Genomic DNA, 21,804 nt, shown 5'->3' with positions numbered 1-21,804 from the left:
CACTCGAGGGGGACCACGTGAGCGACCAGTACCCGCAGGATCCGAACAACCAGCCGAACGCCCAGTTCGGCGGCACACCCCAATACGGCGGCGCACCGCAGTACGGCCAGCAGCCGCCGACCGGACCGAACGGCGAACCGCCGCTCTGGGCACCGTGGTACGGGATCTCCTTCGGCAAGGCCGTCGGCCGCTTCTTCAAGAAGTACGCGACGTTCAGCGGTCGGGCCAGCCGGAGCGAGTTCTGGTGGTGGTACCTGGCGAACGGGATCGTCACCATCGTCCTCAGCATCCTGTACGGCATCGGCTTCGCGACCTCCGAGCGCTCGACCGTGTCGATGTCGTCCTCGACGTCCACCAGCGTCCAGTCGACCGTCACCGAGCCGTCGGCGTTGTTCGTCATCTCGGGCATCCTGTTCCTGCTCTGGGGCCTCGCGATCATCGTCCCGACGCTCGCCCTCGGCTGGCGCCGCCTGCACGACGCGAACCTGACGGGCGCGCTGTGGATCATCGCGATCTTCGTCGGCATCGTCGGCATCGTCTTCGGCCTGCTGCCCTCGAACCCGCAGGGTGCGCGCTTCGACCGTCCGCAGGGCGCCCGATGACCGAGAGCACGCAGCAGTGGGCGCCCCCGCAGCAGCCCGGTCAGCAGACCGACGCCGCGGGGACGCCGCCGCGATGGGCCCCGTGGTACGGAATCTCGTTCCCGAAGGCAGTTGCGCGCTTCTTCGCGAAGTACGCCACGTTCAGCGGCCGTGCGAGCCGGAGTGAGTTCTGGTGGTGGTTCCTGGCGAACACGATCGTCACCGGGGCACTCGTGGCCATCGGCACCGTCATCCGCCTCACCACGCTCAACAGCCGGACCGTCGACTACTACGGCAACGAGATCACCGTGGTCGACCCGGTCCCGCCGGTCTTCTGGGTCGTGCTCGTCCTGCTGGCACTCTGGGGCCTCGCGACCCTGGTGCCGTCGCTCGCCCTCGGCTGGCGACGCCTGCACGATGCGAACCTCTCCGGGGCGCTCTGGATCATCGCGCTGTTCATCGGCGTCGTCGGCATCGTCTTCGGCCTGCTGCCGTCGAACCCGCAGGGCGCACGGTACGACCGGCCCGGGACGAACCGATGAGCAACGGCGGGACGCCCCAGTGGGGCCAGCCGGACGGCGACCAGTCGCAGGGGCAGCCCGGCTACGGGCAGCAGCCCGGCTACGGCGAGCAGCCTCAGTACGGGCAGCAGCCTCAGTACGGGCAGCAGCCTCAGTACGGGCAGCAGCCTCAGTACGGGCAGCAGCCTCAGTACGGGCAGCAGCCTGGGCACGGGCAGCAGCCGTACCAGGAGCCGTACGCGCAGCCGTACGCCGACCCGTACCCGCAGTTCGCGCAGCCGATCCCGCTCAGTCCCGACGGGGTCCCGCCGCTCTGGGCACCGTGGTACGGCATCGGGTTCCTCGACGCGTTCACCCGGTTCTTCAAGAAGTACGCCCGGTTCGACGGCCGCGCCAGCCGGAGTGAGTTCTGGTACGCGGTGCTCGCCAACGCCATCGTGACCATCGTGCTGTTCGGCGGGTTCTACGCCGTCCTCTTCGCGACGGTCGGGGCGAATGGCGCCGTCGACGAGTACGGCAACCCCACGGGGAGCAGCGCGCCGTCGCCGTTCGCCTTCGTGCTGCTCGGGCTCTACTTCCTCTGGTGGCTCGCCACGATCGTGCCGGGCATCGCCCTGGGCTGGCGTCGCGTGCACGATGCGAACCTGGCAGGCCCGTTCTGGCTCATCGCGCTCTTCGTCAGCGCCGCCGCGATCGTGTTCGGCTGCCTGCCGTCGAGCCCGGCCGGCGCGCAGTACGACCGCCCCGACCTGCGGTAGTTCCACGGACCAGAACAGCCCGCCCCACGCGTCGAGCGCGGGGCGGGCTGTTCGTGTGTCGGAGGGCTCAGACCACCCGGAGACGGACGAGCGCACCGTCGACGACCAGGTCACGCACGGTGGCCGACGGGTCGGCGATCTGGAAGCGCAGGGCCCCGCCCGGCTGCTCGAACCACGGCTGGACGAAGCGGACGTTCACCAGGAACGGCCGGTCGACGACGTACCGGTGGGTCTCCGGCGACGAGGTCACGTGCGGGGGCAGCGACCGGCTGGACAGCGGGGTGTCGAGCGGGTGCAGCAGGTAGCCGTCCGGGCCACCGATGCGGTCGACGGGGACACCGGCCGGGATCTGGATGGTCAGCCCCTGCTCGCCGGCCTGCGCGACCTGCTGCGCGAGCTGCGGGTAGGTCGACGCCGCGCGGTCGCGGAGCCCCTCGAGCTCGTGGCGGGGGATGTCGCGCGGCTCCGGGAACGGACGGTTCAGGAACCGGCGCAGCATCTCGACCGCGTCGTCCTCGCCCGTGGCCTGCGCGAGACGACGAGCCGTGCCGTAGTCGACGACCTCGAGTGCGTAGCCGGAGGCGTCGGTCTGGACGATGCGGAGCGCCCCCTCGACCGGCGGTTCGTGCAGGGTCTCGCCGGGGAGCTGCACGTACCGGGTCGTGTAGCCGAGCTGGTCGAGGATGGGGCGGGTGTCCGCGAACGTCATGGTCGGGAGCCTATCGGTCGGCGTGGTGCTGGGCCTTGGACGGAGCCGGGACTACGCCCGGCCGCGCATGATCGCCTGCTTGACCTCGGAGATCGCCTTCGTCACCTGGATGCCACGGGGGCACGCGTCGGTGCAGTTGAAGGTCGTGCGGCAGCGCCAGACGCCTTCCTTGTCGTTGAGGATGTCGAGACGGACGTTCGCGGCGTCGTCGCGGGAGTCGAAGATGAACCGGTGTGCGTTCACGATCGCGGCGGGGCCGAAGTACTGCCCGTCGGTCCAGAACACCGGGCAGGACGACGTGCACGCGGCGCAGAGGATGCACTTCGTGGTGTCGTCGAAGCGGGCACGGTCGGCGACGGACTGCACGCGCTCCTTGCCGGGCGTCGGGGCCGACGAGGACTGCAGGAACGGCTGCACCTCGCGGTAGCTCTGGAAGAAGGGCTCCATGTCGACGACGAGGTCCTTCTCGAGCGGCAGGCCCTTGATCGCCTCGACGTAGATCGGCTTCGAGACGTCGAGGTCCTTGATGAGGGTCTTGCACGCCAGGCGGTTGCGGCCGTTGATGCGCATGGCGTCGGACCCACAGACGCCGTGTGCGCACGAGCGGCGGAAGGTCAGGGACCCGTCCTGCTCCCACTTGATCTTGTGCAGGGCGTCGAGGATGCGGTCGGTCGGCAGCATCATGACGTCGAAGTCCTGCCAGCGCGGCTCGTCGTCGACGTCGGGATCGAAGCGACGGACGATGACCGTGACGGAGAAGGATCCGGGAGGAGCGTCCTGCACGGTGTCGGTGCGGGGTGCGTCGGAGACCAGGGTGTCGGTCATCTCAGTACTTCCTCTCCATCGGCTGGTACCGCGTGATGACGACGGGCTTCCAGTCGAGCGTGATGTGGTCGTCGGCGAGTGACGAGTGCGGGTCGCCCGTCAGGTACGCCATGGTGTGCTGCATGTAGTTCTCGTCGTCGCGCTTCGGGTAGTCGTCGCGCATGTGGCCGCCACGGCTCTCCTTGCGGTTGCGCGCGGAGTAGACGACGACCTCGGCCAGGTCGAGCAGGAACCCGAGCTCGACGGCCTCGAGCAAGTCGGTGTTGAACCGCTTGCCCTTGTCCTGCACGGAGACCTGCATGAAGCGGTTGCGGAGCGTGTGCAGGGTCTCGGTGACGCGGGCCAGCGACTCGTCCGTGCGGAACACCTGGGCGTTCTTGTCCATCTCCTCCTGCAGTTCCTTGCGGAGGGCGGAGACGCGCTCGGTACCGGTCGAGGCACGGAGCTGGTCGAGCATGCCGCGGACGCCGGCCGCCGGGTCTTCCGGCAGTGGGAGGAACTCGGCGGTCTGGACCCACTCGGCGGCGTTGTTGCCCGAGCGCTTGCCGAAGACGTTGATGTCGAGCAGCGAGTTGGTGCCGAGGCGGTTGGAACCGTGCACGGAGACACAGGCGCACTCGCCGGCGGCGTACAGGCCCGGGACGACGGTGGTGTTGTCGTACAGGACCTCGGCCTTGACGTTCGTCGGGATCCCGCCCATCGCGTAGTGCGCGGTCGGCATCACGGGCACCGGCTCGACGACGGGGTCGACGCCGAGGTACGTGCGGGCGAACTCGGTGATGTCCGGCAGCTTCGTCTCGAGGACCTCGGCGCCCAGGTGCGTGCAGTCGAGCAGCACGTAGTCCTTGTTCGGTCCGGCACCCCGGCCCTCGGCGACTTCCTGCACCATGCAGCGCGCGACGATGTCACGCGGTGCGAGGTCCTTGATGGTGGGGGCGTACCGCTCCATGAAGCGCTCACCCGAGGCGTTCCGGAGGATCGCGCCCTCGCCGCGGGCGCCCTCGGTCAGCAGGATGCCGAGCCCGGCGAGCCCGGTCGGGTGGAACTGGAAGAACTCCATGTCCTCGAGCGGCAGGCCCTTGCGCCACACGATGCCCACGCCGTCGCCGGTCAGGGTGTGCGCGTTCGAGGTGGTCTTGTACATCTTGCCGAAGCCGCCGGTCGCGAAGATCATCGCCTTGGCGTGGAAGACGTGCAGCTCACCGGTCGCGAGCTCGAACGCGACGACGCCGGCCGGCTGCTGGCGGGTGACACCGTCGTCACCGACGACGTCGACCATGATGAGGTCGAGCGCGTAGAACTCGTTGTAGAACTCGACGCCGAGCTTCACGCAGTTCTGGAACAGCGTCTGCAGGATCATGTGCCCGGTGCGGTCGGCGGCGTAGCAGGCCCGGCGGACCGGGGACTTGCCGTGGTCGCGGGTGTGGCCACCGAAACGGCGCTGGTCGATCTTGCCCTCGGGCGTGCGGTTGAACGGCAGGCCCATGTTCTCGAGGTCGATGACGGCGTCGATCGCCTCTTTCGCCAGGATCTCGGCGGCGTCCTGGTCGACCAGGTAGTCGCCGCCCTTGATCGTGTCGAAGGTGTGCCACTCCCACGAGTCCTCTTCGACGTTCGCGAGGGCCGCGGCCATCCCGCCCTGTGCCGCACCGGTGTGCGACCGGGTGGGGTAGAGCTTCGAGATGACGGCCGTCTTCGCCTTCGGGCCGGCTTCGATCGCGGCTCGCATGCCCGCGCCTCCGGCGCCGATGATGACGATGTCGAACTGGTGGTGGTGGACGGTGGTCTCGGTCACAGGGGTCTTTCCGTAGACGGTGGGAACGCGGGCAGCAACGGTGGTGGTGCTACTGCGCGGGGCAGAAGGACGGCAGGTCGGCGGCAGCGGCGCCAGCGGGGCACGGGTCGAAGGTCCAGCAGACGAGGAGCCCGAGCACGATCAGCACGACGCAGGCGGCCAGGATCGCGACGAGGAGGGTCTTGCGGATGCCGGGCTTCGACACGTAGTCGTTGACGATCGTGCGCATGCCGTTCGAGCCGTGGATGAGGGCGAGGACCAGCATGAGCGAGTCCCAGACCTGCCAGAAGGGGTTGGCCCACTTGCCGGCGACGAAGGCGAAGTCGATCTGCTTGACGCCCTCGCCCGCCACCATGTTGACGAAGAGGTGGCCGAAGATCAGCACGACGAGCAGCACGCCCGAAGCGCGCATGTAGATCCAGCCCCACTTCTCCCAGTTGGTGGTGCTGCGGGCGGCTGCGGCCGAGCGGGGAGGTTCGACGATCTGCGTGGTCATGTTCGTGCCCCTCAGTTGAAGTCCGCGACGAGGTTCATGAGCTGGCGGGGCAGGAAGCCCGCGATCGCCACCGCCCACAGGACCATGACGATCCAGAACATGGCCCGCTGGTACTTCGGGCCCTTCGACCAGAAGTCGATCAGGATGATCCGCAGGCCGTTGAAGGCGTGGAACACGATGGCCATGACGAGCGCGATCTCGCCGAGGTTCATGATCGGGGTCTTGTACGTGCCGATGACCGCGTTGTACGCCTCGGGTGAGAGCCGCACGAGCGCCGTGTCGAGGATGTGCACGAGCAGGAAGAAGTAGATCGCGACGCCGGTGATGCGGTGGAGAACCCACGACCACATCCCGATCGAACCGCGGTAGAGCGTGCCCTGTGGCGTCCGAGAAGCCCGCGGGGCTTCGATCGAGACGTCGGGCACCGCGGTCGCCGTACCCCCGCCGGTGTGCTCAGCCATGAGCTCGTCCTTCCATAGGACGGGCTCGCCCGATCGGCGAGCCCTTGCCGTTCGTGTTCGTGTGGAACACGACCCATCCTATGCGCGGGCGCTGACCTTCTCGTCCCGACCGGCCCGGAGGCCCCGTCCGACGGGCGGCGCGCCGATGGTGCGGGCCGTGTCGTGGTGGTCGAGGAGCTGGTCGCCGACGGCCTCCCAGGTGGTTCCCTCGACCCGGAGTCGACCGGCGGAACCCATCCGCTCCGCCAGCGCGCGGTCGTGGTGCAGCCGCAGGACCGCGTGCCGCAGGGCCTGCGGGGCATCGGCGTCGTAGAGCTCGCCGTCGAGCCCCGGGGCGACCAGGTCGAGCGGGCCGCCGGACGCCGGCGCGATCACGGGCAGGCCGGAGGCGTGGGCCTCCTGCAGGGTCTGCCCGAAGGTCTCGGCCGGACCGGTGTGCACGAACAGGTCGAGCGCCGCGTACGCGTCGGCGAGGGCGTCGCCGCGCAGGGGGCCAGTGAAGGTGACGTCGAGGTGCCGGAGCCGACGTTCGAGCATCGCCCGCGACGGACCCCCTCCGGCCACGACGACCCGGATGCCGGGGACACCGCCGAGCTCGGCGAGCCGCTCGACCTCCTTCTCCGGGGCGAGGCGTCCGACGTAGCCGACGATGGTCTCACCGTTCGGGGCCAGGCGGCGGCGGAGTGCCCGCACGTGCCCGGTCGACCGGCGCGCGGGGTGGAACAGCTCGGTGTCGACGCCGCGACCCCAGCGGGCGACGCGGGGCACGCCCTCATCGGCGAGCATCGCGGCCGTCGCGCTCGACGGGGCGAGCGTCAGCGAGGCCCCGGCGTGGATGCGTCCGAGGATCTTCCGCACCAACGGGACGGTCGCGGTCAGGCCGTTGCGGCGGGCGAACCCGGCCACGTCGGTCTGGAAGACGGCGACGGAGGGGATGCCGAGCCTCCCGGCTGCCGTGATCGCGCGCCCACCCAACAGGAACGGACTCGCGGCGTGGAGCACGTCGGCGCCGGAGGCGGCGAGGATCGTGTCGAGCACCGGGTGGGGGAGCGCCACCGGGAACTGCCGGTAGGCGACGGCGGGGATGCGGTGGACGTCGAAGGAGCGGTAGCGCTCGACGGCGCTGCGCGACCGGAACTGAGCGAGGCCGGGGGTGTCCGGGGCGATCACGACCGCGCGGTGACCCCGTCGTTCCAGGTGGTCGAGGACCGCCAGGACACTGGTGGTCACGCCGTTGAGGGTGGGCAGGAAGCTCTCGGTCACGACGGCGACGGTCCGGGGGGACGTGCCGCGCTCCACGCTGCGTGCGCTCATGGTGCTGCCCATGCTCCGGGCATGACGTGACCCGGCGGGGCCGACGACGTGAACGGGACGCGCGCGCCGGGTGAACAACGCTGCGGGAGCCCGCATGCGGGAATCGTGCGGAGACCACCCAGGATCCGCCCGGTGGGACCGGTACGGTGAGCGCGTGGCTGACGCTCTCGAAGACTTCTACGCGATCATCCCCGCAGGGGGCATCGGATCGCGCCTGTGGCCGTTGTCGCGCGCGGACGCACCCAAGTTCCTGCACGACCTGACGGGTTCCGGCACCTCGCTGCTGCGGCAGACCTGGGACCGCCTGGCGCCGCTCGCCGGTGACCAGCGGATCATGGTCGTCACCGGCCGTGCGCACCGGGTCGCGGTGGAGTCGCAGCTGCCCGGCGTCGAGGACCACAACGTGGTGCTCGAGAGCGAGCCAAAGGACTCCACGGCCGCCATCGGCCTGGCCGCGGCGATCCTGGTGCGCCGCGAGCCCGACGTCGTCATCGGCTCGTTCGCCGCCGACCACGTCATCGGGGATGCCCGCGGCTTCCGTCGTTCGGTGCGCGAGGCCGTCGCCGTCGCCCGCGCCGGCTACGTGACGACCATCGGCATCACCCCGACGGAACCCGCGATCGGCTTCGGGTACATCAACGCCGACACCGCCGGACTCGACATCGAGGGCGCCCCCACTGCGCACGCCGTCAAGTCGTTCGTCGAGAAGCCGGACCTCGACACCGCCCGCTCGTACGTCGAGCAGGGCAACTACCTCTGGAACGCCGGCATGTTCATCGCCCGCGCCGACGTGCTGCTCGCCGAGATCGGCCGGACGAAGCCCGAGCTGCTGGCCGGCATCAACGAGCTCGCCGACGCCTGGGACACCTCGGCCCGCGGCGCCGTCGTCGACGCCGTCTGGCCGATGCTCGAGAAGATCGCGATCGACTACACGGTCGCCGAACCCGCCGCCGCGGCCGGACGCATGGCCGTCGTCCCCGGTGACTTCGACTGGGACGACGTGGGGGACTTCGCCTCCCTCGCCAAGCTGCAGTCCGGCGGTCGGCCGAACAACCTCGCCGTGCTCGGGGACGGTGCCCGCATCCTGGCGGACTCGTCGAGCGGCATCGTGATCTCGCACAGCCAGCGACTCATCTCGCTCATCGGCGTCGAGGACATCGTCGTCGTGGACACCCCGGACGCCCTGCTCGTCACCACCAGCGCGAACGCTCAGCGGGTGAAGGGTGTGGTGGATGCCCTGAAGATCAGCGGCCGGGGCGACGTCCTGTAGCGCTCCACCGAGAAACCCCTCGAACTGGGGGTCTGCGTGCGGCCCCGCGTTACGGGCGCGTTTCGGCGGGGTCGCGATCCCGTAACCGATCCGCAGGAGCCCCGCAACGGGTCCTGTACCGGCCCGACGGTCGTGTACTGTCGCCACGATCGCCCGGAACGCACGTGGTCCGGGCACGCTCCCCGGAGGAACCAACCCGTGACATCTCGTACCCGACAGGTCGTCCTCAGCGGCCTCGCGCTCGCCGGCACCGTCGCCGTCCTGGCCGGCTGCGCCTCGGCGCCGTCCACCACCGACTCGGCGAAGAAGACCGACTTCCGCCCCTGCATGGTCTCCGACGCCGGTGGGTTCGACGACAAGTCGTTCAACCAGCTCGGCTACGAGGGCATGAAGGACGCCGCCAAGGACCTCGGTGCCACCTACAAGGAGGCCGAGTCGAAGGACGCCACCGTCTACGACTCGAACATCGAGCAGCTCATCGGCCAGAACTGCAACCTCGTCGTGACCGTCGGCTTCAACCTGGCCGACGCCACGAAGAAGCAGGCCGCTGCGAACCCCGACACCGACTTCGCGATCATCGACGACAACTCGATCGACGCGAAGAACGTCAAGCCGATCACGTTCGACACCTCGCAGGCGGCGTTCCTCGCCGGCTACGCGGCGGCGTCCTACTCGAAGACCGGCGTCGTCGGCACCTTCGGTGGCATGCAGATCCCGACCGTCACCATCTTCATGGACGGCTTCGCGGACGGCGTGAAGTACTACAACGAGCAGAAGGACAAGGACGTCAAGGTCGTCGGCTGGAACGTCGACACCGGCAAGGGCTCCTTCACCGGTGGCTTCGAGGCCGGCACGCAGGCCAAGTCCGTCGCGCAGACGCTCCTCGACCAGGACGCCGACGTGATCCTGCCCGTCGGTGGCCCGATCTACCAGTCCGCCGCCGAGGCCATCAAGGACGCCGACAACGGTTCCGTCCTGATCGGTGCGGACAGCGACCTCTACGAGGCCGACCCCCGCTACAAGGACATCGCCTTCACCTCGGTCGAGAAGGGCATGCGCCCGGCCGTGAAGGACGTCGTCGAGCAGGCGGCTGACGACAAGTTCTCGAAGGACCCGTACGTGGGCACCCTCGAGAACGACGGCGTCGGCATCGCGCCGTTCCACGACTTCGAGTCCAAGGTCGACAAGGGCCTGCAGGGCGAGCTCGACGACGTGAAGGCCGGCATCATCGACGGCTCGATCAAGGTCAAGACCCAGTCCTGACCCGGTGAACGCGGGCGGGGGAGCATCCCTCGCCCGCGTTCTCGTGCGCCCGGGTGGCGCACACCACATCGTGCATCCGCGGGGTGCACGCGACACCGTGCGCCCGCGTGGCGCGCGCGAGACAGAAATAGACTCCCGAACATGAAGCTCGAACTCCGCGGCATCACCAAGCGGTTCGGCGCCCTGGTCGCCAACGACCACATCTCGCTCACCGTCGAGCCGGGTGAGGTCCACTGCCTCCTGGGTGAGAACGGCGCCGGCAAGTCCACCCTGATGAACGTCCTGTACGGCCTGTACGACGCCGACGAGGGCGAGATCCTGCTCGACGACGTGGTGCAGGACTTCGACGGCCCCGGTGACGCCATGCGCGCCGGCATCGGCATGGTGCACCAGCACTTCATGCTCGTGCCCGTGTTCACCGTCGCCGAGAACGTCATGCTGGGCCAGGAGCAGACCACCTTCGGCGGGCGGCTCGACCTGGCCGGTGCCCGCAAGCGCGTGCAGGAGATCTCCGACCGCTTCGGGTTCGACGTCGACCCCGACGCCAAGGTCGAGGACCTGCCCGTCGGCGTCCAGCAGCGCGTCGAGATCATCAAGGCGCTGTCCCGCGACGCCTCCGTGCTGGTGTTCGACGAGCCGACGGCCGTCCTCACCCCGCAGGAGACCGACGAGCTGATGGGCATCATGCGCCAGCTCCGCGAAGCCGGCACCGCGATCGTCTTCATCACCCACAAGCTCCGCGAGGTGCGCGAGGTCGCCGACCGCATCACGGTCATCCGTCTCGGCAAGGTCGTCGGCGAAGCCTCGCCGACCGCCACGAACAACGAGCTGGCCGCGCTGATGGTCGGCCGTGCCGTCTCGCTCGTGGTCGACAAGGAACCCTCGACCGGTGGCGACGACGCCCTGGTCGTCGAACACCTCACCGTCACCGACCCGTCCGGCATCGTGCTCGTCGACGACGTCTCCTTCACGGTGCGTCGCGGCGAGGTCCTGGCGATCGCCGGGGTGCAGGGCAACGGCCAGACCGAGCTCACCGAGGCGATCATCGGCCTCGAGCCCGCCCACGCCGGCCGGATCACCCTGGACGGCAAGGAGCTCACCGGCCGGAGCGTCAAGCAGGTGCTCGACGCGGGCGTCGGCTTCGTCCCCGAGGACCGCAAGGAGGACGGCCTGGTCGGCGAGTTCACCATCGCCGAGAACCTGATGCTCGACCGGGCCGACCACGCCGAGTTCGTCCGCGCCGGCACGATCCGGTCGGCGGAACGCGACGCCTTCGCCGACGAGAAGATCGCCGAGTTCGACATCCGCACCCCCGGCCGCACCACCGCGGCCGGTCGGCTGTCCGGCGGGAACCAGCAGAAGATCGTCCTGGCGCGCGAACTGAGCCGTGAACTGCGGCTGTTCGTCGCCGCGCAGCCCACCCGCGGCATCGACGTGGGCTCGATCGAGTTCGTCCACAAGCGCATCGTCGCCACCCGCGACACCGGGGTGCCGGTCATCGTCGTCTCCACCGAGCTCGACGAGGTCGTCGCCCTGGCCGACCGCATCGCCGTGATGTACCGCGGCGGCATCGTCGGCATCGTCCCCGCGACCACCCCCCGCGACGTCCTCGGCCTCATGATGGCCGGGGAGATCCCCGAAGGAACGGAGCTGGCCGCATGACCGGTTCGGCCGGCGAGATCCACGCCACACCCACGACCGGAACGGAGCTGGCAGCGTGACCACCCCACCGCCAGACAACACGCAGCAGCCGACCCCGGCTGCGCACGGCACCGCGGACGCCCCGCTCACCGACGACCGTCTGCAGGAGGTCGAGTCGACCCCGCACCTGATGACGGACTCGGCAGAGGACACCGAGCGCCGCAACGGCGCCGGTGGTGACCGCTGGCAGGCCGCCCTGCAGGGGATCCTGAACGGGTCCGTGCTCGTCACGGTGCTCGCCGTCGTCCTCGCGCTGGTCGCCTGCGGCATCCTCATCGCGGTGACGGACGAGAACGTCCGTGCCACCGCCGGGTACTTCTTCGCCCGCCCGACGGACATGCTCCAAGCGGTCGGCACCGCGGTCGGCGGCGCGTACGCCTCGCTGTTCCAGGGCTCGGTGTTCAACTTCGGCGCGGACTCGTTCCAGCAGGCGGTCGGGCCGCTCACGCGCTCCGTCGACTACTCGGTTCCGCTCATCGCCGCCGGGCTCGGGATCGCGCTGTCGTTCCGCGCCGGGCTGTTCAACATCGGCGGCCAGGGCCAGATCCTGATGGGCGCTGCTGCCGCCGGGTGGGTCGGGTTCTCGTTCGACGGGCCCGCCGCGATCCACATCCCGCTCACGATCCTCGCCGGCATCGTCGGCGGCGCGGTCTGGGGCGGCATCGTCGGGGTGCTCAAGGCCCGGACGGGTGCGAACGAGGTGGTCGTCACGATCATGCTCAACTACGTCGCGCTCTACCTGGTCAGCTACCTGCTCCGCACCCCGGGCCTGCTGCAGGCCCCGGGCAGCAGCAACCCGATCTCGCCCGCCACGAAGGAGAGCGCCCTGCTGCCGCAGCTCTTCGGCGTGCGGTACGGCGTGGACCTCGGGTTCATCGTCGCGATCATCGCGGTCGTCGTCGTCTGGTGGCTCGTCAACAAGTCGTCGCTCGGCTTCCGGTTCCGCACCATCGGTGAGAACCCCCGTGCCGCGCGTGTGGCCGGCATGAGCGTCCCGTCGCTGACCATCTGGGTGATGCTGATCTCCGGTGCCCTGGTCGGCATCGCCGGCGCCTACCAGGTGCAGGGCGCCGTCACCTCGGGCTTCACATCGGGCATCGACGCCGGCATCGGCTTCGACGCCATCACCGTGGCCCTGCTCGGCCGCTCCAAGCCCTGGGGTGTGTTCTGGGCGGCCATCCTGTTCGGCGTGCTGAAGAACGGTGGCTACGCGATGCAGGCCGCCAACGGCATCCCGATCGACATCGTCGGGGTCATCCAGGCCCTCATCGTCCTCTTCATCGCGGCGCCGCCGCTCGTCCGCGCGATCTTCCGGATCCCGCAGCCGGGTGCACGCAAGCGCACGAAGACGAGCAAGACCAGCAAGAAGGCGGTCGCCGCATGAGCACCATCAGCCCCACCGCGGCCCCCGCGTCGCCGCTCGCGGCCCGTCCGGTCGAGACCACCAGGAGCTGGAAGCTCCCGATCGGGTACGGCGTGTTCACGCTCATCGCGATCGTGCTGTTCGGCCTGCTGCCGCGTTCCGGCACCACCACGTTCCGCCTCGCGAACGCCGGTGACTTCTTCGCGCTGCCGAACGTCCCGCTGCCCGCGCTCGGGACGGGCATCGTCGTCATCGTCCTGCTCGCGATCCTGACCGTGTACGCGTTCATCGAGACGCGGGCACTCCGCCGGGTCCCGCTGTGGGTCACGTCGGTGTTCGCGGTCGTCTTCGTCATCGGGTTCCTGACGTGGGCCGCGGCCGGTTCGTCCCTGCCGATCCCCGGCCTGCTGCTCGGCGCGCTGAGCCTGAGCGTCCCGCTCGTGTTCGGTGCCCTCGGCGGCGTCATCTCCGAGCGGGTCGGCGTGGTGAACATCGCGATCGAGGGTCAGTTCCTCGCCGGTGCGTTCAGCTCCGCGATGGTCGCGTCGATCACCGGGTCGCCCTGGGTCGGCCTCGTCGCCGCGCTCGTCGCCGGCATGCTCGTGTCGTTCGTCCTCGCGGCGTTCAGCATCAAGTACCTGGTCGACCAGGTCATCGTCGGTGTCGTCATCAATGCGTTCATCTCCGGCCTGACCGGCTTCCTGTACTCGCAGGTGCTCTCCCCGAACGAGGAGACCCTGAACATCGGCATCCGGTTCCCGAAGGTCGAGATCCCGCTGCTGCACCAGATCCCGGTCATCGGTCCGGTGTTCTTCGAGCAGACGGTCGTCGTCTACCTGGCCTACATCGCCGTGGCCGTCGTCACCTTCGGCCTGTTCAAGACCCGCTGGGGCCTGCGCCTCCGCGCGGTCGGCGAGCACCCGCAGGCCGCCGACACGGTGGGCATCAACGTCACGAGCACCCGGTTCTGGAACGTCTCCCTCGCCGGTGCGATCGCCGGTCTGGGTGGGGCGTACTTCACCCTCGACGCGGTCGGGCCGTTCACGAAGGACATGACCGCGGGCGCCGGCTACATCGCGCTCGCCGCCGTCATCTTCGGCCGGTGGGACCCGATCAAGGCGACGCTCGCGGCGCTGCTGTTCGGCTTCGCGTCGAACCTGCAGAACACGCTCGGAGCGATCGACTCACCCGTGCCCAGCGAGTTCCTGCTGATGCTGCCGTACGTGGTGACGATCTTCGCCGTGGCCGGCCTGGTCGGGCAGTCGCGCGGCCCCGCCGCGTCCGGCAAGCCCTACATCAAGAGCTGACGGCCTGGAGGCACGACACATGACCGACACGCAGCAACCAGGTGACCAGGCGGTCACCGCCACCGACCCGACGGACGCCGCCACGGGCCTCCCGGTCGACGACGTGGACTGGGGCGTCCTGCGGGACGCCGCCACGGCCGCGATGCGGCGCGCCTACGCGCCGTACTCGTCGTTCCCGGTGGGCGCCGCCGCGCTCACCGACGACGGGCGGATCGTCTCCGGCTGCAACATCGAGAACGCGAGCTACGGGGTGACGCTCTGCGCGGAGTGCTCCCTCGTGTCGCAGCTGCACATGACCGGGGGCGGCAAGCTCGTCGCGTTCACGTGCGTCGACGGCGACGGGGCGACCCTGATGCCGTGCGGCCGCTGCCGCCAGCTGCTGTTCGAGCACTCGACCGAGGGCATGCTCCTCGAGACGCTCTCCGGCATCCGCACCATCGACGAGGTCCTGCCGGACGCCTTCGGGCCGCGGACCCTCGCCACCTACCAGCAGGAGCACTGACATGGCCGTCGAGCCGTTCGACACCGTCGACCTCATCCGCACGAAGCGCTCCGGCGGGGCCCTGAGCACCGCCGAGGTCGACTGGCTCGTCGACGCGTACACCCGCGGCTACGTCGAGGACCCGCAGATGGCCGCGATGGCGATGGCGATCTTCCTGAACGGGATGGAGCGGCGCGAGATCAAGGACCTCACGCTCGCGATGATCGCGTCGGGGGAGCGGATGTCGTTCTCGTCGCTCGGCAAGACGACGGTCGACAAGCACTCCACGGGCGGGGTCGGTGACAAGATCACCCTGCCGCTGGCACCCCTGGTGGCGTCGTTCGGCGTCGCGGTGCCGCAGCTGTCCGGCCGCGGGCTCGGCCACACCGGCGGCACGCTCGACAAGCTCGAGTCGATCCCCGGGTGGCAGGCGTCCATCTCGAACGACCGCATGATGCAGGTGCTGCAGGACGTCGGCGCGGTCATCTGCGCCGCCGGGTCCGGCCTGGCCCCCGCGGACAAGAAGCTCTACGCGCTCCGCGACATCACCGGCACGGTCGAGTGCATCCCGCTCATCGCGTCGAGCATCATGTCGAAGAAGATCGCCGAGGGCACCGGTGCGCTCGTGCTCGACGTCAAGTTCGGGTCCGGCGCGTTCATGCCGACCTACGAGGCGTCCAGGGAGCTCGCGCAGACCATGGTCGACCTCGGCAACGACGCCGGGGTCGCGACCTCGGCGCTGCTGACCGACATGGAGGTCCCGCTCGGGCTGACGATCGGCAACGCGCTCGAGGTGCGGGAGTCGGTCGAGGTGCTCGCCGGCGGTGGCCCCGCCGACGTCGTCGAGCTGACCGTAGCGCTCGCGACCGAGATGCTCACGCTGGCCGGACTGCCCGACGCCGACCCCGCAGCGGCGCTCGCGGACGGCCGCGCCATGGACACCTGGCGTCGGATGATCGAGGCGCAGGGCGGGGACCCGTCCGCCGCGTTGCCCGTGGGCCGCGAACAGCACGTCGTCACCGCTGGGACGTCGGGGGTCCTCACGCAGCAGGACGCACTGCCGTTCGGGGTCTCGGCCTGGCGGCTCGGGGCCGGTCGTGCCCGCGCGCAGGACCCGGTGCAGGCCGGTGCGGGCATCGAGCTCCACGTCAAGCCGGGGGACATCGTGACCGAGGGCCAGCCGCTCTGGACGCTGCACTCCGACGACGCGTCGCGGATCCCGCGCGCACTCGAGTCGCTCGAGGGTGCGTGGACCATCGGCCCGGCGGGCTCCGCTGCCACGGCACGTGGGCCGATCGTGCGCGAGCGCATCGGGTCCTGAACCCAGCCACCCGACCGACCGGAGGCTCCCTGCACAGCTGTGGGGAGCCTCCAGTGTCTTCCGTTGTGGGTTGTGCACAGGTGCCTGCGCGGCGGCGGTGACCACCGATAGCCTGGGGGCATGAGCGCCGACGCCCCGACCTACCGCCTGCCCGACGCCGGGGCAGTCATCAACGACCTGCCGAAGGTCTCGCTGCACGACCACCTCGACGGCGGCCTGCGTCCCGCGACCATCATCGAGCTCGCGGCCTCGGCGGGTGTGTCGCTCCCCACCACCGACCCGGCCGAGCTCGGGCAGTGGTTCGCCGACCAGTCGAACTCCGGCTCACTGGTCGAGTACCTGAAGACGTTCGACGTCACCACGTCGGTGATGCAGACCGCACCGCAGCTCACCCGGATCGCCCGCGAGTTCGTCGAGGACCTGGTCGCCGACGGCGTCGTCTACGGCGAGGTCCGCTGGGCGCCGGAGCAGCACCTGCAGGGCGGACTGACCCTCGACCAGACGGTCGAGGCGGTACAGGCCGGCATCGAGGAAGCCGTCGACGCCGCCGGTGGGCGCATCCGCGTCGGCCAGCTCGTCACCGCGATGCGGCACGCCGACCGGTCGCTCGAGATCGCCGAGCTCGCCGTCCGGCACCGTGACGCCGGGGTCGTCGGCTTCGACATCGCCGGTGCCGAAGCCGGGTTCCCCGCCTCGAACCACCGCGCCGCCTTCGACTACCTGGGGTCCGAACTGTTCCCCGTCACCGTGCACGCGGGCGAGGCCGACGGGCTCGCGTCCATCCGGTCCGCGCTCGTCGACGGCCGGGCGCTCCGCCTCGGGCACGGCGTCCGCATCTTCGAGGACGTCGCCCTGTCCGACGCCGGGGACGGCTCGACGCTGGCCTCCCTGGGCGAGGTCGCCTCGTGGGTCCGTGACCGCGAGATCCCGCTCGAGGTCTCGCCGTCGTCCAACCTGCAGACCGGTGCGATCGCGGCGTGGGGCGACGACCTCGCCGACCACCCGTTCGACGTGCTCTACCAGCTCGGCTTCCGCGTCACGGTGAACACCGACAACCGCCTGATGAGCGGGACCTCGCTGTCGAAGGAGCTCGCGCTGCTCGCCGGCACGTTCGGCTACGACCTCGACGACCTGGCCGCGTTCCAGATCAACGCCGCGCTCGGGTCGTTCCTGCCGCTCGAGGACCGCGAGGAGATCATCGCCACCATCACGGCCGGGTACCAGGAGGCCTGACGCATGGGACTGCCACCGCTGCCGGACACCGCCGTCCTCCTCGGTGCGGACGCGCCCGCGTGGCGTGACGCGATGCGCCTGGTCGGCGGTGCGCTCGTCGCCTCGGGCGCCACCACCGACGAGTACACCGACGCCATGATCGGCATGGTCGAGGAGCACGGGCCGTACATCGTCATCTCGCCGGGGCTCGCGTTCGCGCACGCCCGGCCGGGTGGTGCCGTCGTGCGGGACGGACTCGCGATCGTGACGCTGGCTGCTCCTGTTGCGTTCGGCCACCCGCACAACGACCCCGTCCGTGTGGTGCTCGGGCTCGCGGTGGCCGAGGTCGGCACCCACCTGGAGTCGATCGGCGAGATCGCGAACCTGTTCAACGACGCCACCGTGACCGGGCGGATCGCGGCGGCGACCACGGCGGACGAGGTCCGCACGATCATGGGGGTCTCCGCGTGAAGATCGTGACCATCTGCGGCGCCGGCATCGGGTCGAGCGGCATCCTCAAGGTGAACGCCGAGAAGGCGCTCGACGCCCTCGGGCTCTCCGCGTCCGTCGTCGCAGCGGACGTCGCGTCCGTGCGGCACGTCTCCGACGACGCCAACGTGATCCTGACGAGTCAGGAGTTCGTCGAGGCGATCGGCGACACCTACGCCGAGGTCATCGTCATCGCGAACCACTTCGACCAGGGCGAGATCACGGCGGCGGTGGACCGGGCGCTCGGCGAGCACTGAGCGTGCAGTCCGCCCTTTAGAGTTGGGGCATGAGCACCGAGAACCCGCTGAACGACCCCGCTGCCGACCCGTTCGAGGTCGCGCGGGACGCCGCAGCCGCCATCGCCGAACAGTCCGGCATCGAGCGGCACGACATCGCCCTGACCCTCGGCTCGGGCTGGGGCAAGGCCGCCGACATCATCGGTGAGACCGTGTCCGAGATCCCGGCCGAGCAGGTCCCCGGGTTCAGCGCCTCGGCCGTCCCCGGGCACTCCGGCACGATCCGGTCGATCCGCCTCGCCGACGGCCGCCACGCGCTCGTCATCGGTGCCCGCACCCACTACTACGAGGGCCACGGGGTCCGTCGGGTCGTGCACAGCGTCCGCACGGCCGCGGCGACCGGTGCCTCGATCATGGTGCTGACCAACGGTGCCGGCGGCATCAAGGAGCACTGGACCCCGGGCACGCCGGTGCTCATCAGCGACCACATCAACCTGACCGCGGACAGCCCGCTCGAGGGCGCGACGTTCATCGACCTCACCGACCTGTACTCGGCGCGGCTGCGCAAGCTGGCCCGGACGGTCGACCCGTCGCTCGACGAGGGTGTCTACACGCAGTTCCGCGGCCCGCACTACGAGACCCCGGCCGAGGTCCAGATGGCGAAGACCATCGGCGGGCACATCGTCGGCATGTCCACGGCGCTCGAGGCCATCGCCGCCCGTCAGGCCGGCATGGAGGTCCTCGGGTTCTCGCTCATCACGAACCTCGCCGCGGGCATCCAGAAGACCCCGTTGTCGCACACCGAGGTGCTCGAGGCCGGCAAGCAGGCCGAGCCGGTGATCGCCGATCTGCTCGCACGCGTGGTCGCCGCACTCGGGCAGCCGGCGTCGTGAAGCTCGACCTCGACCAGGTGCTCGGCACCGCGCGGGCGTGGCTGGCGCAGGACCCCGACCCGGAGACCCGCGACGAGCTGGCCGCGGCGATCGACGCGGCGGCCGACGGTGACGGTCCCGCTGTCCGGGCGCTCGCCGAGCGGTTCGACGGCCGGCTGCAGTTCGGCACCGCCGGACTCCGCGCGGAGCTCGGCTGGGGCCCGCGGCGCATGAACCGGGTCGTCGTGGCCCAGGCCGCTGCGGGGCTCGCACGGTTCCTCATCGACACCGGGCGCTCGCGCAGCGTCGTGATCGGGTACGACGGCCGGGTGAACTCGGACGTCTTCGCACGTGATTCGGCCGAGGTCATGCGCGGCCTCGGGCTCGAGGTCACCCTGCTGCCCTCGGCCCTGCCGACGCCGGTGCTCGCGTTCGCCGTCCGGCACCTCGACGTCGGTGCCGGCGTCATGGTCACCGCGAGCCACAACCCGCCCCGGGACAACGGGTACAAGGTCTACCTCGGTCAGGACGACGACGGCTCGCAGATCGTCCCGCCCGTCGACGGCGAGATCGCGGACGCCATCGACGCCGTCGCCGCAGGGTCCGTCACGGACCTGCCGCGCGGCACGGACTACACCGTGGCGACGTCGGCCCTGGTCGACGCCTACGTGGCCGCGACGGCCGCCATCGTGCCCGCTCCCGCACTCGCGGGCGATGCGCAGCCGAAGGTCGTCTACACGGCCATGCACGGCGTCGGGTGGGAGACCGCTCGTGCGGTGTTCGCGGCGGCCGGGTTCGCCGAGCCGGCGGTCGTGCCGGAGCAGATCGAGCCGGACGGGGCGTTCCCGACGGTGTCGTTCCCGAACCCTGAGGAGCCCGGCGCGATGGACCTGGCGATCGCCCGCGGTCTGGCGGTCGGCGCCGACCTGGTGATCGCGAACGACCCCGACGCCGACCGGCTCGCACTCGCGATCCCGGACGGATCCGGTTCCTACCGTCGACTGTCGGGCAACGAGGTCGGCTGGCTGCTCGGGTGGCGGGCCGCCGCACGGGCGTCGGAGTCCGGCGCGACCGGCACCCTCGCCGCGTCGATCGTCTCGTCGCCGGCGTTGGCCCGGGTGGCCGCGCGCCACGGGCTGGAGTACCGCGACACCCTGACCGGCTTCAAGTGGGTGTCGCGGGTGCCCGAGCTGCTGTTCGGGTACGAAGAGGCCCTGGGCTACCTGGTCGACCCGTCGGTCGTGCGCGACAAGGACGGCATCTCGGCTGCGCTGGAGCTGCTGTCCCTCGCCGACGAGCTCGCCGCGTCGGGCTCGACCATCGCCGACCACCTCGAGGCCTTCGCCGCCGAGTTCGGCGCGTTCGCCTCGGGGCAGGTCGCGACGCGCGTCGACGACCTGTCGCGCATCGGCGAGATCATGGCGTCGCTCCGGGTCACGCCGCCGACGGAGCTCGGCGGGCTCGACGTGCACACGGTGACGGACTACGCCGACGGGGTGGCGGGCTTCCCGCCCTCGGACATCCTGCGCTACGACCTGTCCGGCGACGCCCGGGTGATCGTCCGCCCGAGCGGCACCGAGCCCAAGGTGAAGGTCTACCTCGACACGGTCGCGGACACCCCCGCCGAGGCCCAGCGCCTGGTCGACGCCCTCGCCGCCGCGGTGCGCCCCCTGGTGTCGTAGGCGCACCGGTCCGCAAAACACCGGTGTTCGCGCTCTGAACACCCGCACAACGCGGTGCAGAGCGCGAACACCGGTGTTTTGCTGTTCCTCCACAGGGGGTGGGGGAGCGACGGCTGATCACAAAGAGAGGGTCGCCGTCGTGTGGGCCGTGCGGGAGCCGTGACGGTGGGGCCATGGCTCACATCACGGTGTTCGGCGCGGCTCCGGGCGATCCCGATCCGAGAGCGCACCGACGGCTCGCGGATGCCGCTCGCCGAGGAACCCTCATCCGCCTCACAGCCGGCCGGTACGTCGACCGAGACGCGTTCGAAGCAGCGAGTGCAGCGGAGCGCCATCGTGCACGGGTCGATGCGGTCGCGCCGAACATCCACCCCGCCCTCGTGATCTCCCACGAGTCGGCTGTGGCGATGCTCGGACTCCCGTGGCTCGGGGAGTTCCCCGAGCACGTCGTCGCCACCGATCCGCGTCGAGCCACCGGTCAACGTCGCGCGCATCTGCAGAAGGTCGGAGGGGCGGGTCGTCCCATCGCTTGTGCGAGCGTCGGCGGCCTGCCCGTCACGACCCTCGTGGTCACCGGGGTCGACGTCGCGCTCCGAGCGTCGTTCCGCACTGCGGTGGTCGTGTTGGACGCGGTGCTGGCCCGGGGAGTGTCGCAGGAAGCGCTGCTCGCCGAACTGCGCAGCCGGGAGCCTCGTCCGCGGGCGTCCACCCGCGCGCGACGGGCGATCGAGTTCGCGGACGCGGCTGCTGACTCGCCGGGTGAGTCAGTGGCGCGGCTGTGTTGGGCAGAAGCGGGGTTCCCGGCGCCGGTGCTGCAGCAGGAGTTCCGCGATGCGGCCGGCCTGATCGGCCGGGTGGACTTCTGGTTCGAGGACGCCGGCGTGGTCGTGGAGTTCGACGGGCTGGTCAAGTACCGCGACCGGACGATGCGCGCTGGTCGGACCCCTGAGCGCGTCGTCATCGACGAGAAGCTCCGAGAGGACCGGCTCCGTGCGCACCGCTCCGTTCGAAAGGTCGTCCGCGTGACGTGGCCGGATGTTGAGCCGGGCGGCAACGGCCCCGTGGCACTCGAGGCAGCCGGAGTGCATCGTGTTCGATGAAGCAAAACACCGGTGTTCACGAGTCGAACCGCGGTGTGCGCGTGTTC

At 70.3% G+C, this 21,804-nt stretch carries 22 protein-coding genes; 16 read left to right on the top strand and 6 right to left on the bottom strand.

The features are described from left to right. The first annotated feature begins 17 nt into the window (after positions 1–17). The 3 genes from ABRP24_RS14850 to ABRP24_RS14840 are packed head-to-tail and all read left to right on the top strand — an operon-like array spanning position 18 to position 1,860. The gene (locus ABRP24_RS14850) at positions 18–602 is read left to right on the top strand and encodes a DUF805 domain-containing protein (RefSeq protein WP_083404092.1); all 585 of its coding nucleotides are present in this window, start codon (positions 18–20) and stop codon (positions 600–602) included. Further along, a complete protein-coding gene (locus tag ABRP24_RS14845) occupies positions 599–1,123 on the top strand; it encodes a DUF805 domain-containing protein (protein ID WP_071244290.1) in 525 nt (174 codons plus the stop codon). Before ABRP24_RS14850 ends, ABRP24_RS14845 begins: the two co-directional genes overlap by 4 nt. Beyond that, a complete protein-coding gene (locus ABRP24_RS14840; protein WP_371836759.1) occupies positions 1,120–1,860 on the top strand; it encodes a DUF805 domain-containing protein in 741 nt (246 codons plus the stop codon). The genes ABRP24_RS14845 and ABRP24_RS14840 overlap by 4 nt, the downstream gene beginning before the upstream one ends. A 67-nt stretch (positions 1,861–1,927) precedes the next feature. On the opposite strand, the gene ABRP24_RS14835 is transcribed toward ABRP24_RS14840, so the two are convergent. From ABRP24_RS14835 to ABRP24_RS14810, 6 genes are all read right to left on the bottom strand, one after another. Then, on the bottom strand, positions 1,928–2,569 hold the full coding sequence (locus ABRP24_RS14835; protein ID WP_349848996.1) for a TNT domain-containing protein: 642 nt from the start codon (positions 2,567–2,569) through the stop codon (positions 1,928–1,930). Positions 2,570–2,620: 51 nt separating this feature from the next. Continuing rightward, on the bottom strand, positions 2,621–3,394 hold the full coding sequence (locus ABRP24_RS14830; protein ID WP_071244286.1) for a succinate dehydrogenase iron-sulfur subunit: 774 nt from the start codon (positions 3,392–3,394) through the stop codon (positions 2,621–2,623). Position 3,395: 1 nt separating this feature from the next. Then, positions 3,396–5,189 (bottom strand): succinate dehydrogenase flavoprotein subunit, encoded by a 1,794-nt coding sequence (gene sdhA / locus ABRP24_RS14825; protein ID WP_027466445.1) that lies wholly within the window; start codon positions 5,187–5,189, stop codon positions 3,396–3,398. A 49-nt stretch (positions 5,190–5,238) separates the two neighbouring features. Then, positions 5,239–5,685, bottom strand: a complete 447-nt coding sequence (gene sdhD / locus ABRP24_RS14820; protein ID WP_027466446.1) for a succinate dehydrogenase, hydrophobic membrane anchor protein — start codon at positions 5,683–5,685, stop codon at positions 5,239–5,241. 11 nt (positions 5,686–5,696) lie between these two features. After that, the gene (sdhC, locus tag ABRP24_RS14815) at positions 5,697–6,146 is read right to left on the bottom strand and encodes a succinate dehydrogenase, cytochrome b556 subunit (RefSeq protein ID WP_017888739.1); all 450 of its coding nucleotides are present in this window, start codon (positions 6,144–6,146) and stop codon (positions 5,697–5,699) included. Positions 6,147–6,224: 78 nt separating this feature from the next. Beyond that, positions 6,225–7,460, bottom strand: coding sequence for a glycosyltransferase family 1 protein (locus tag ABRP24_RS14810; protein WP_232750000.1), 1,236 nt, complete (start codon positions 7,458–7,460; stop codon positions 6,225–6,227). Between the two features lie 154 nt (positions 7,461–7,614). Here ABRP24_RS14810 and ABRP24_RS14805 point away from each other — a divergent pair, with 154 nt between their 5' ends. The 13 genes from ABRP24_RS14805 (at position 7,615) to ABRP24_RS14745 (ending at position 21,757) form a co-directional block, all read left to right on the top strand. Then, positions 7,615–8,730: a mannose-1-phosphate guanylyltransferase gene (locus ABRP24_RS14805; protein WP_027466449.1), complete on the top strand. Its 1,116-nt coding sequence runs from the start codon at positions 7,615–7,617 to the stop codon at positions 8,728–8,730. A gap of 198 nt (positions 8,731–8,928) precedes the next feature. Beyond that, positions 8,929–9,993, top strand: coding sequence for a BMP family protein (locus tag ABRP24_RS14800; RefSeq protein WP_027466452.1), 1,065 nt, complete (start codon positions 8,929–8,931; stop codon positions 9,991–9,993). Positions 9,994–10,134: 141 nt separating this feature from the next. Then, the gene (locus ABRP24_RS14795; protein ID WP_027466453.1) at positions 10,135–11,655 is read left to right on the top strand and encodes an ABC transporter ATP-binding protein; all 1,521 of its coding nucleotides are present in this window, start codon (positions 10,135–10,137) and stop codon (positions 11,653–11,655) included. A 55-nt stretch (positions 11,656–11,710) separates the two neighbouring features. Then, positions 11,711–13,078: an ABC transporter permease gene (locus ABRP24_RS14790; RefSeq protein ID WP_349848991.1), complete on the top strand. Its 1,368-nt coding sequence runs from the start codon at positions 11,711–11,713 to the stop codon at positions 13,076–13,078. Continuing rightward, on the top strand, positions 13,075–14,364 hold the full coding sequence (locus tag ABRP24_RS14785) for an ABC transporter permease (RefSeq protein ID WP_027466455.1): 1,290 nt from the start codon (positions 13,075–13,077) through the stop codon (positions 14,362–14,364). Before ABRP24_RS14790 ends, ABRP24_RS14785 begins: the two co-directional genes overlap by 4 nt. 19 nt (positions 14,365–14,383) lie before the next feature. Then, on the top strand, positions 14,384–14,866 hold the full coding sequence (locus ABRP24_RS14780; RefSeq protein WP_071244268.1) for a cytidine deaminase: 483 nt from the start codon (positions 14,384–14,386) through the stop codon (positions 14,864–14,866). A gap of 1 nt (position 14,867) precedes the next feature. Then, positions 14,868–16,166, top strand: coding sequence for a thymidine phosphorylase (locus ABRP24_RS14775; protein ID WP_349848988.1), 1,299 nt, complete (start codon positions 14,868–14,870; stop codon positions 16,164–16,166). A 120-nt stretch (positions 16,167–16,286) separates the two neighbouring features. Further along, entirely contained in the window at positions 16,287–17,399 is a 1,113-nt protein-coding gene (locus tag ABRP24_RS14770; protein WP_349848986.1) for an adenosine deaminase, read from the top strand. A 3-nt stretch (positions 17,400–17,402) separates the two neighbouring features. Next, on the top strand, positions 17,403–17,849 hold the full coding sequence (locus ABRP24_RS14765; protein WP_027466459.1) for a PTS sugar transporter subunit IIA: 447 nt from the start codon (positions 17,403–17,405) through the stop codon (positions 17,847–17,849). Next, positions 17,846–18,124, top strand: coding sequence for a PTS sugar transporter subunit IIB (locus ABRP24_RS14760; RefSeq protein ID WP_349848984.1), 279 nt, complete (start codon positions 17,846–17,848; stop codon positions 18,122–18,124). Before ABRP24_RS14765 ends, ABRP24_RS14760 begins: the two co-directional genes overlap by 4 nt. Before the next feature lie 29 nt (positions 18,125–18,153). Then, the gene (locus ABRP24_RS14755; protein WP_349848982.1) at positions 18,154–18,996 is read left to right on the top strand and encodes a purine-nucleoside phosphorylase; all 843 of its coding nucleotides are present in this window, start codon (positions 18,154–18,156) and stop codon (positions 18,994–18,996) included. Beyond that, entirely contained in the window at positions 18,993–20,657 is a 1,665-nt protein-coding gene (locus ABRP24_RS14750) for a phospho-sugar mutase (RefSeq protein WP_349848980.1), read from the top strand. The genes ABRP24_RS14755 and ABRP24_RS14750 overlap by 4 nt, the downstream gene beginning before the upstream one ends. Before the next feature lie 407 nt (positions 20,658–21,064). Further along, on the top strand, positions 21,065–21,757 hold the full coding sequence (locus ABRP24_RS14745; RefSeq protein WP_349848978.1) for a hypothetical protein: 693 nt from the start codon (positions 21,065–21,067) through the stop codon (positions 21,755–21,757). Positions 21,758–21,804: the final 47 nt, after the last annotated feature.

Source organism: Curtobacterium sp. WHRI 8282, assembly GCF_040223925.2.
Lineage (GTDB): Bacteria > Actinomycetota > Actinomycetes > Actinomycetales > Microbacteriaceae > Curtobacterium > Curtobacterium flaccumfaciens.
The sequence above is the reverse complement of the archived record's forward strand: the minus strand, read 5'-3'. Positions and strand labels throughout refer to the sequence as shown.

Bases quoted from the DNA above. Each gene is read 5' to 3' on its own strand.
- ABRP24_RS14835 (WP_349848996.1), bottom strand. From the start codon at position 2,569: ATGACGTTCGCGGACACCCGCCCCATCCTCGACCAGCTCGGCTACACG.
- sdhC (WP_017888739.1), bottom strand. From the start codon at position 6,146: ATGGCTGAGCACACCGGCGGGGGTACGGCGACCGCGGTGCCCGACGTC.
- ABRP24_RS14780 (WP_071244268.1), top strand. From the start codon at position 14,384: ATGACCGACACGCAGCAACCAGGTGACCAGGCGGTCACCGCCACCGAC.
- ABRP24_RS14745 (WP_349848978.1), top strand. From the start codon at position 21,065: ATGCTCGGACTCCCGTGGCTCGGGGAGTTCCCCGAGCACGTCGTCGCC.
- ABRP24_RS14770 (WP_349848986.1), top strand. From the start codon at position 16,287: ATGAGCGCCGACGCCCCGACCTACCGCCTGCCCGACGCCGGGGCAGTC.
- ABRP24_RS14775 (WP_349848988.1), top strand. From the start codon at position 14,868: ATGGCCGTCGAGCCGTTCGACACCGTCGACCTCATCCGCACGAAGCGC.
- sdhD (WP_027466446.1), bottom strand. From the start codon at position 5,685: ATGACCACGCAGATCGTCGAACCTCCCCGCTCGGCCGCAGCCGCCCGC.
- ABRP24_RS14840 (WP_371836759.1), top strand. From the start codon at position 1,120: ATGAGCAACGGCGGGACGCCCCAGTGGGGCCAGCCGGACGGCGACCAG.
- ABRP24_RS14845 (WP_071244290.1), top strand. From the start codon at position 599: ATGACCGAGAGCACGCAGCAGTGGGCGCCCCCGCAGCAGCCCGGTCAG.
- ABRP24_RS14810 (WP_232750000.1), bottom strand. From the start codon at position 7,460: ATGAGCGCACGCAGCGTGGAGCGCGGCACGTCCCCCCGGACCGTCGCC.
- ABRP24_RS14785 (WP_027466455.1), top strand. From the start codon at position 13,075: ATGAGCACCATCAGCCCCACCGCGGCCCCCGCGTCGCCGCTCGCGGCC.
- ABRP24_RS14765 (WP_027466459.1), top strand. From the start codon at position 17,403: ATGGGACTGCCACCGCTGCCGGACACCGCCGTCCTCCTCGGTGCGGAC.
- ABRP24_RS14830 (WP_071244286.1), bottom strand. From the start codon at position 3,394: ATGACCGACACCCTGGTCTCCGACGCACCCCGCACCGACACCGTGCAG.
- ABRP24_RS14755 (WP_349848982.1), top strand. From the start codon at position 18,154: ATGAGCACCGAGAACCCGCTGAACGACCCCGCTGCCGACCCGTTCGAG.
- ABRP24_RS14795 (WP_027466453.1), top strand. From the start codon at position 10,135: ATGAAGCTCGAACTCCGCGGCATCACCAAGCGGTTCGGCGCCCTGGTC.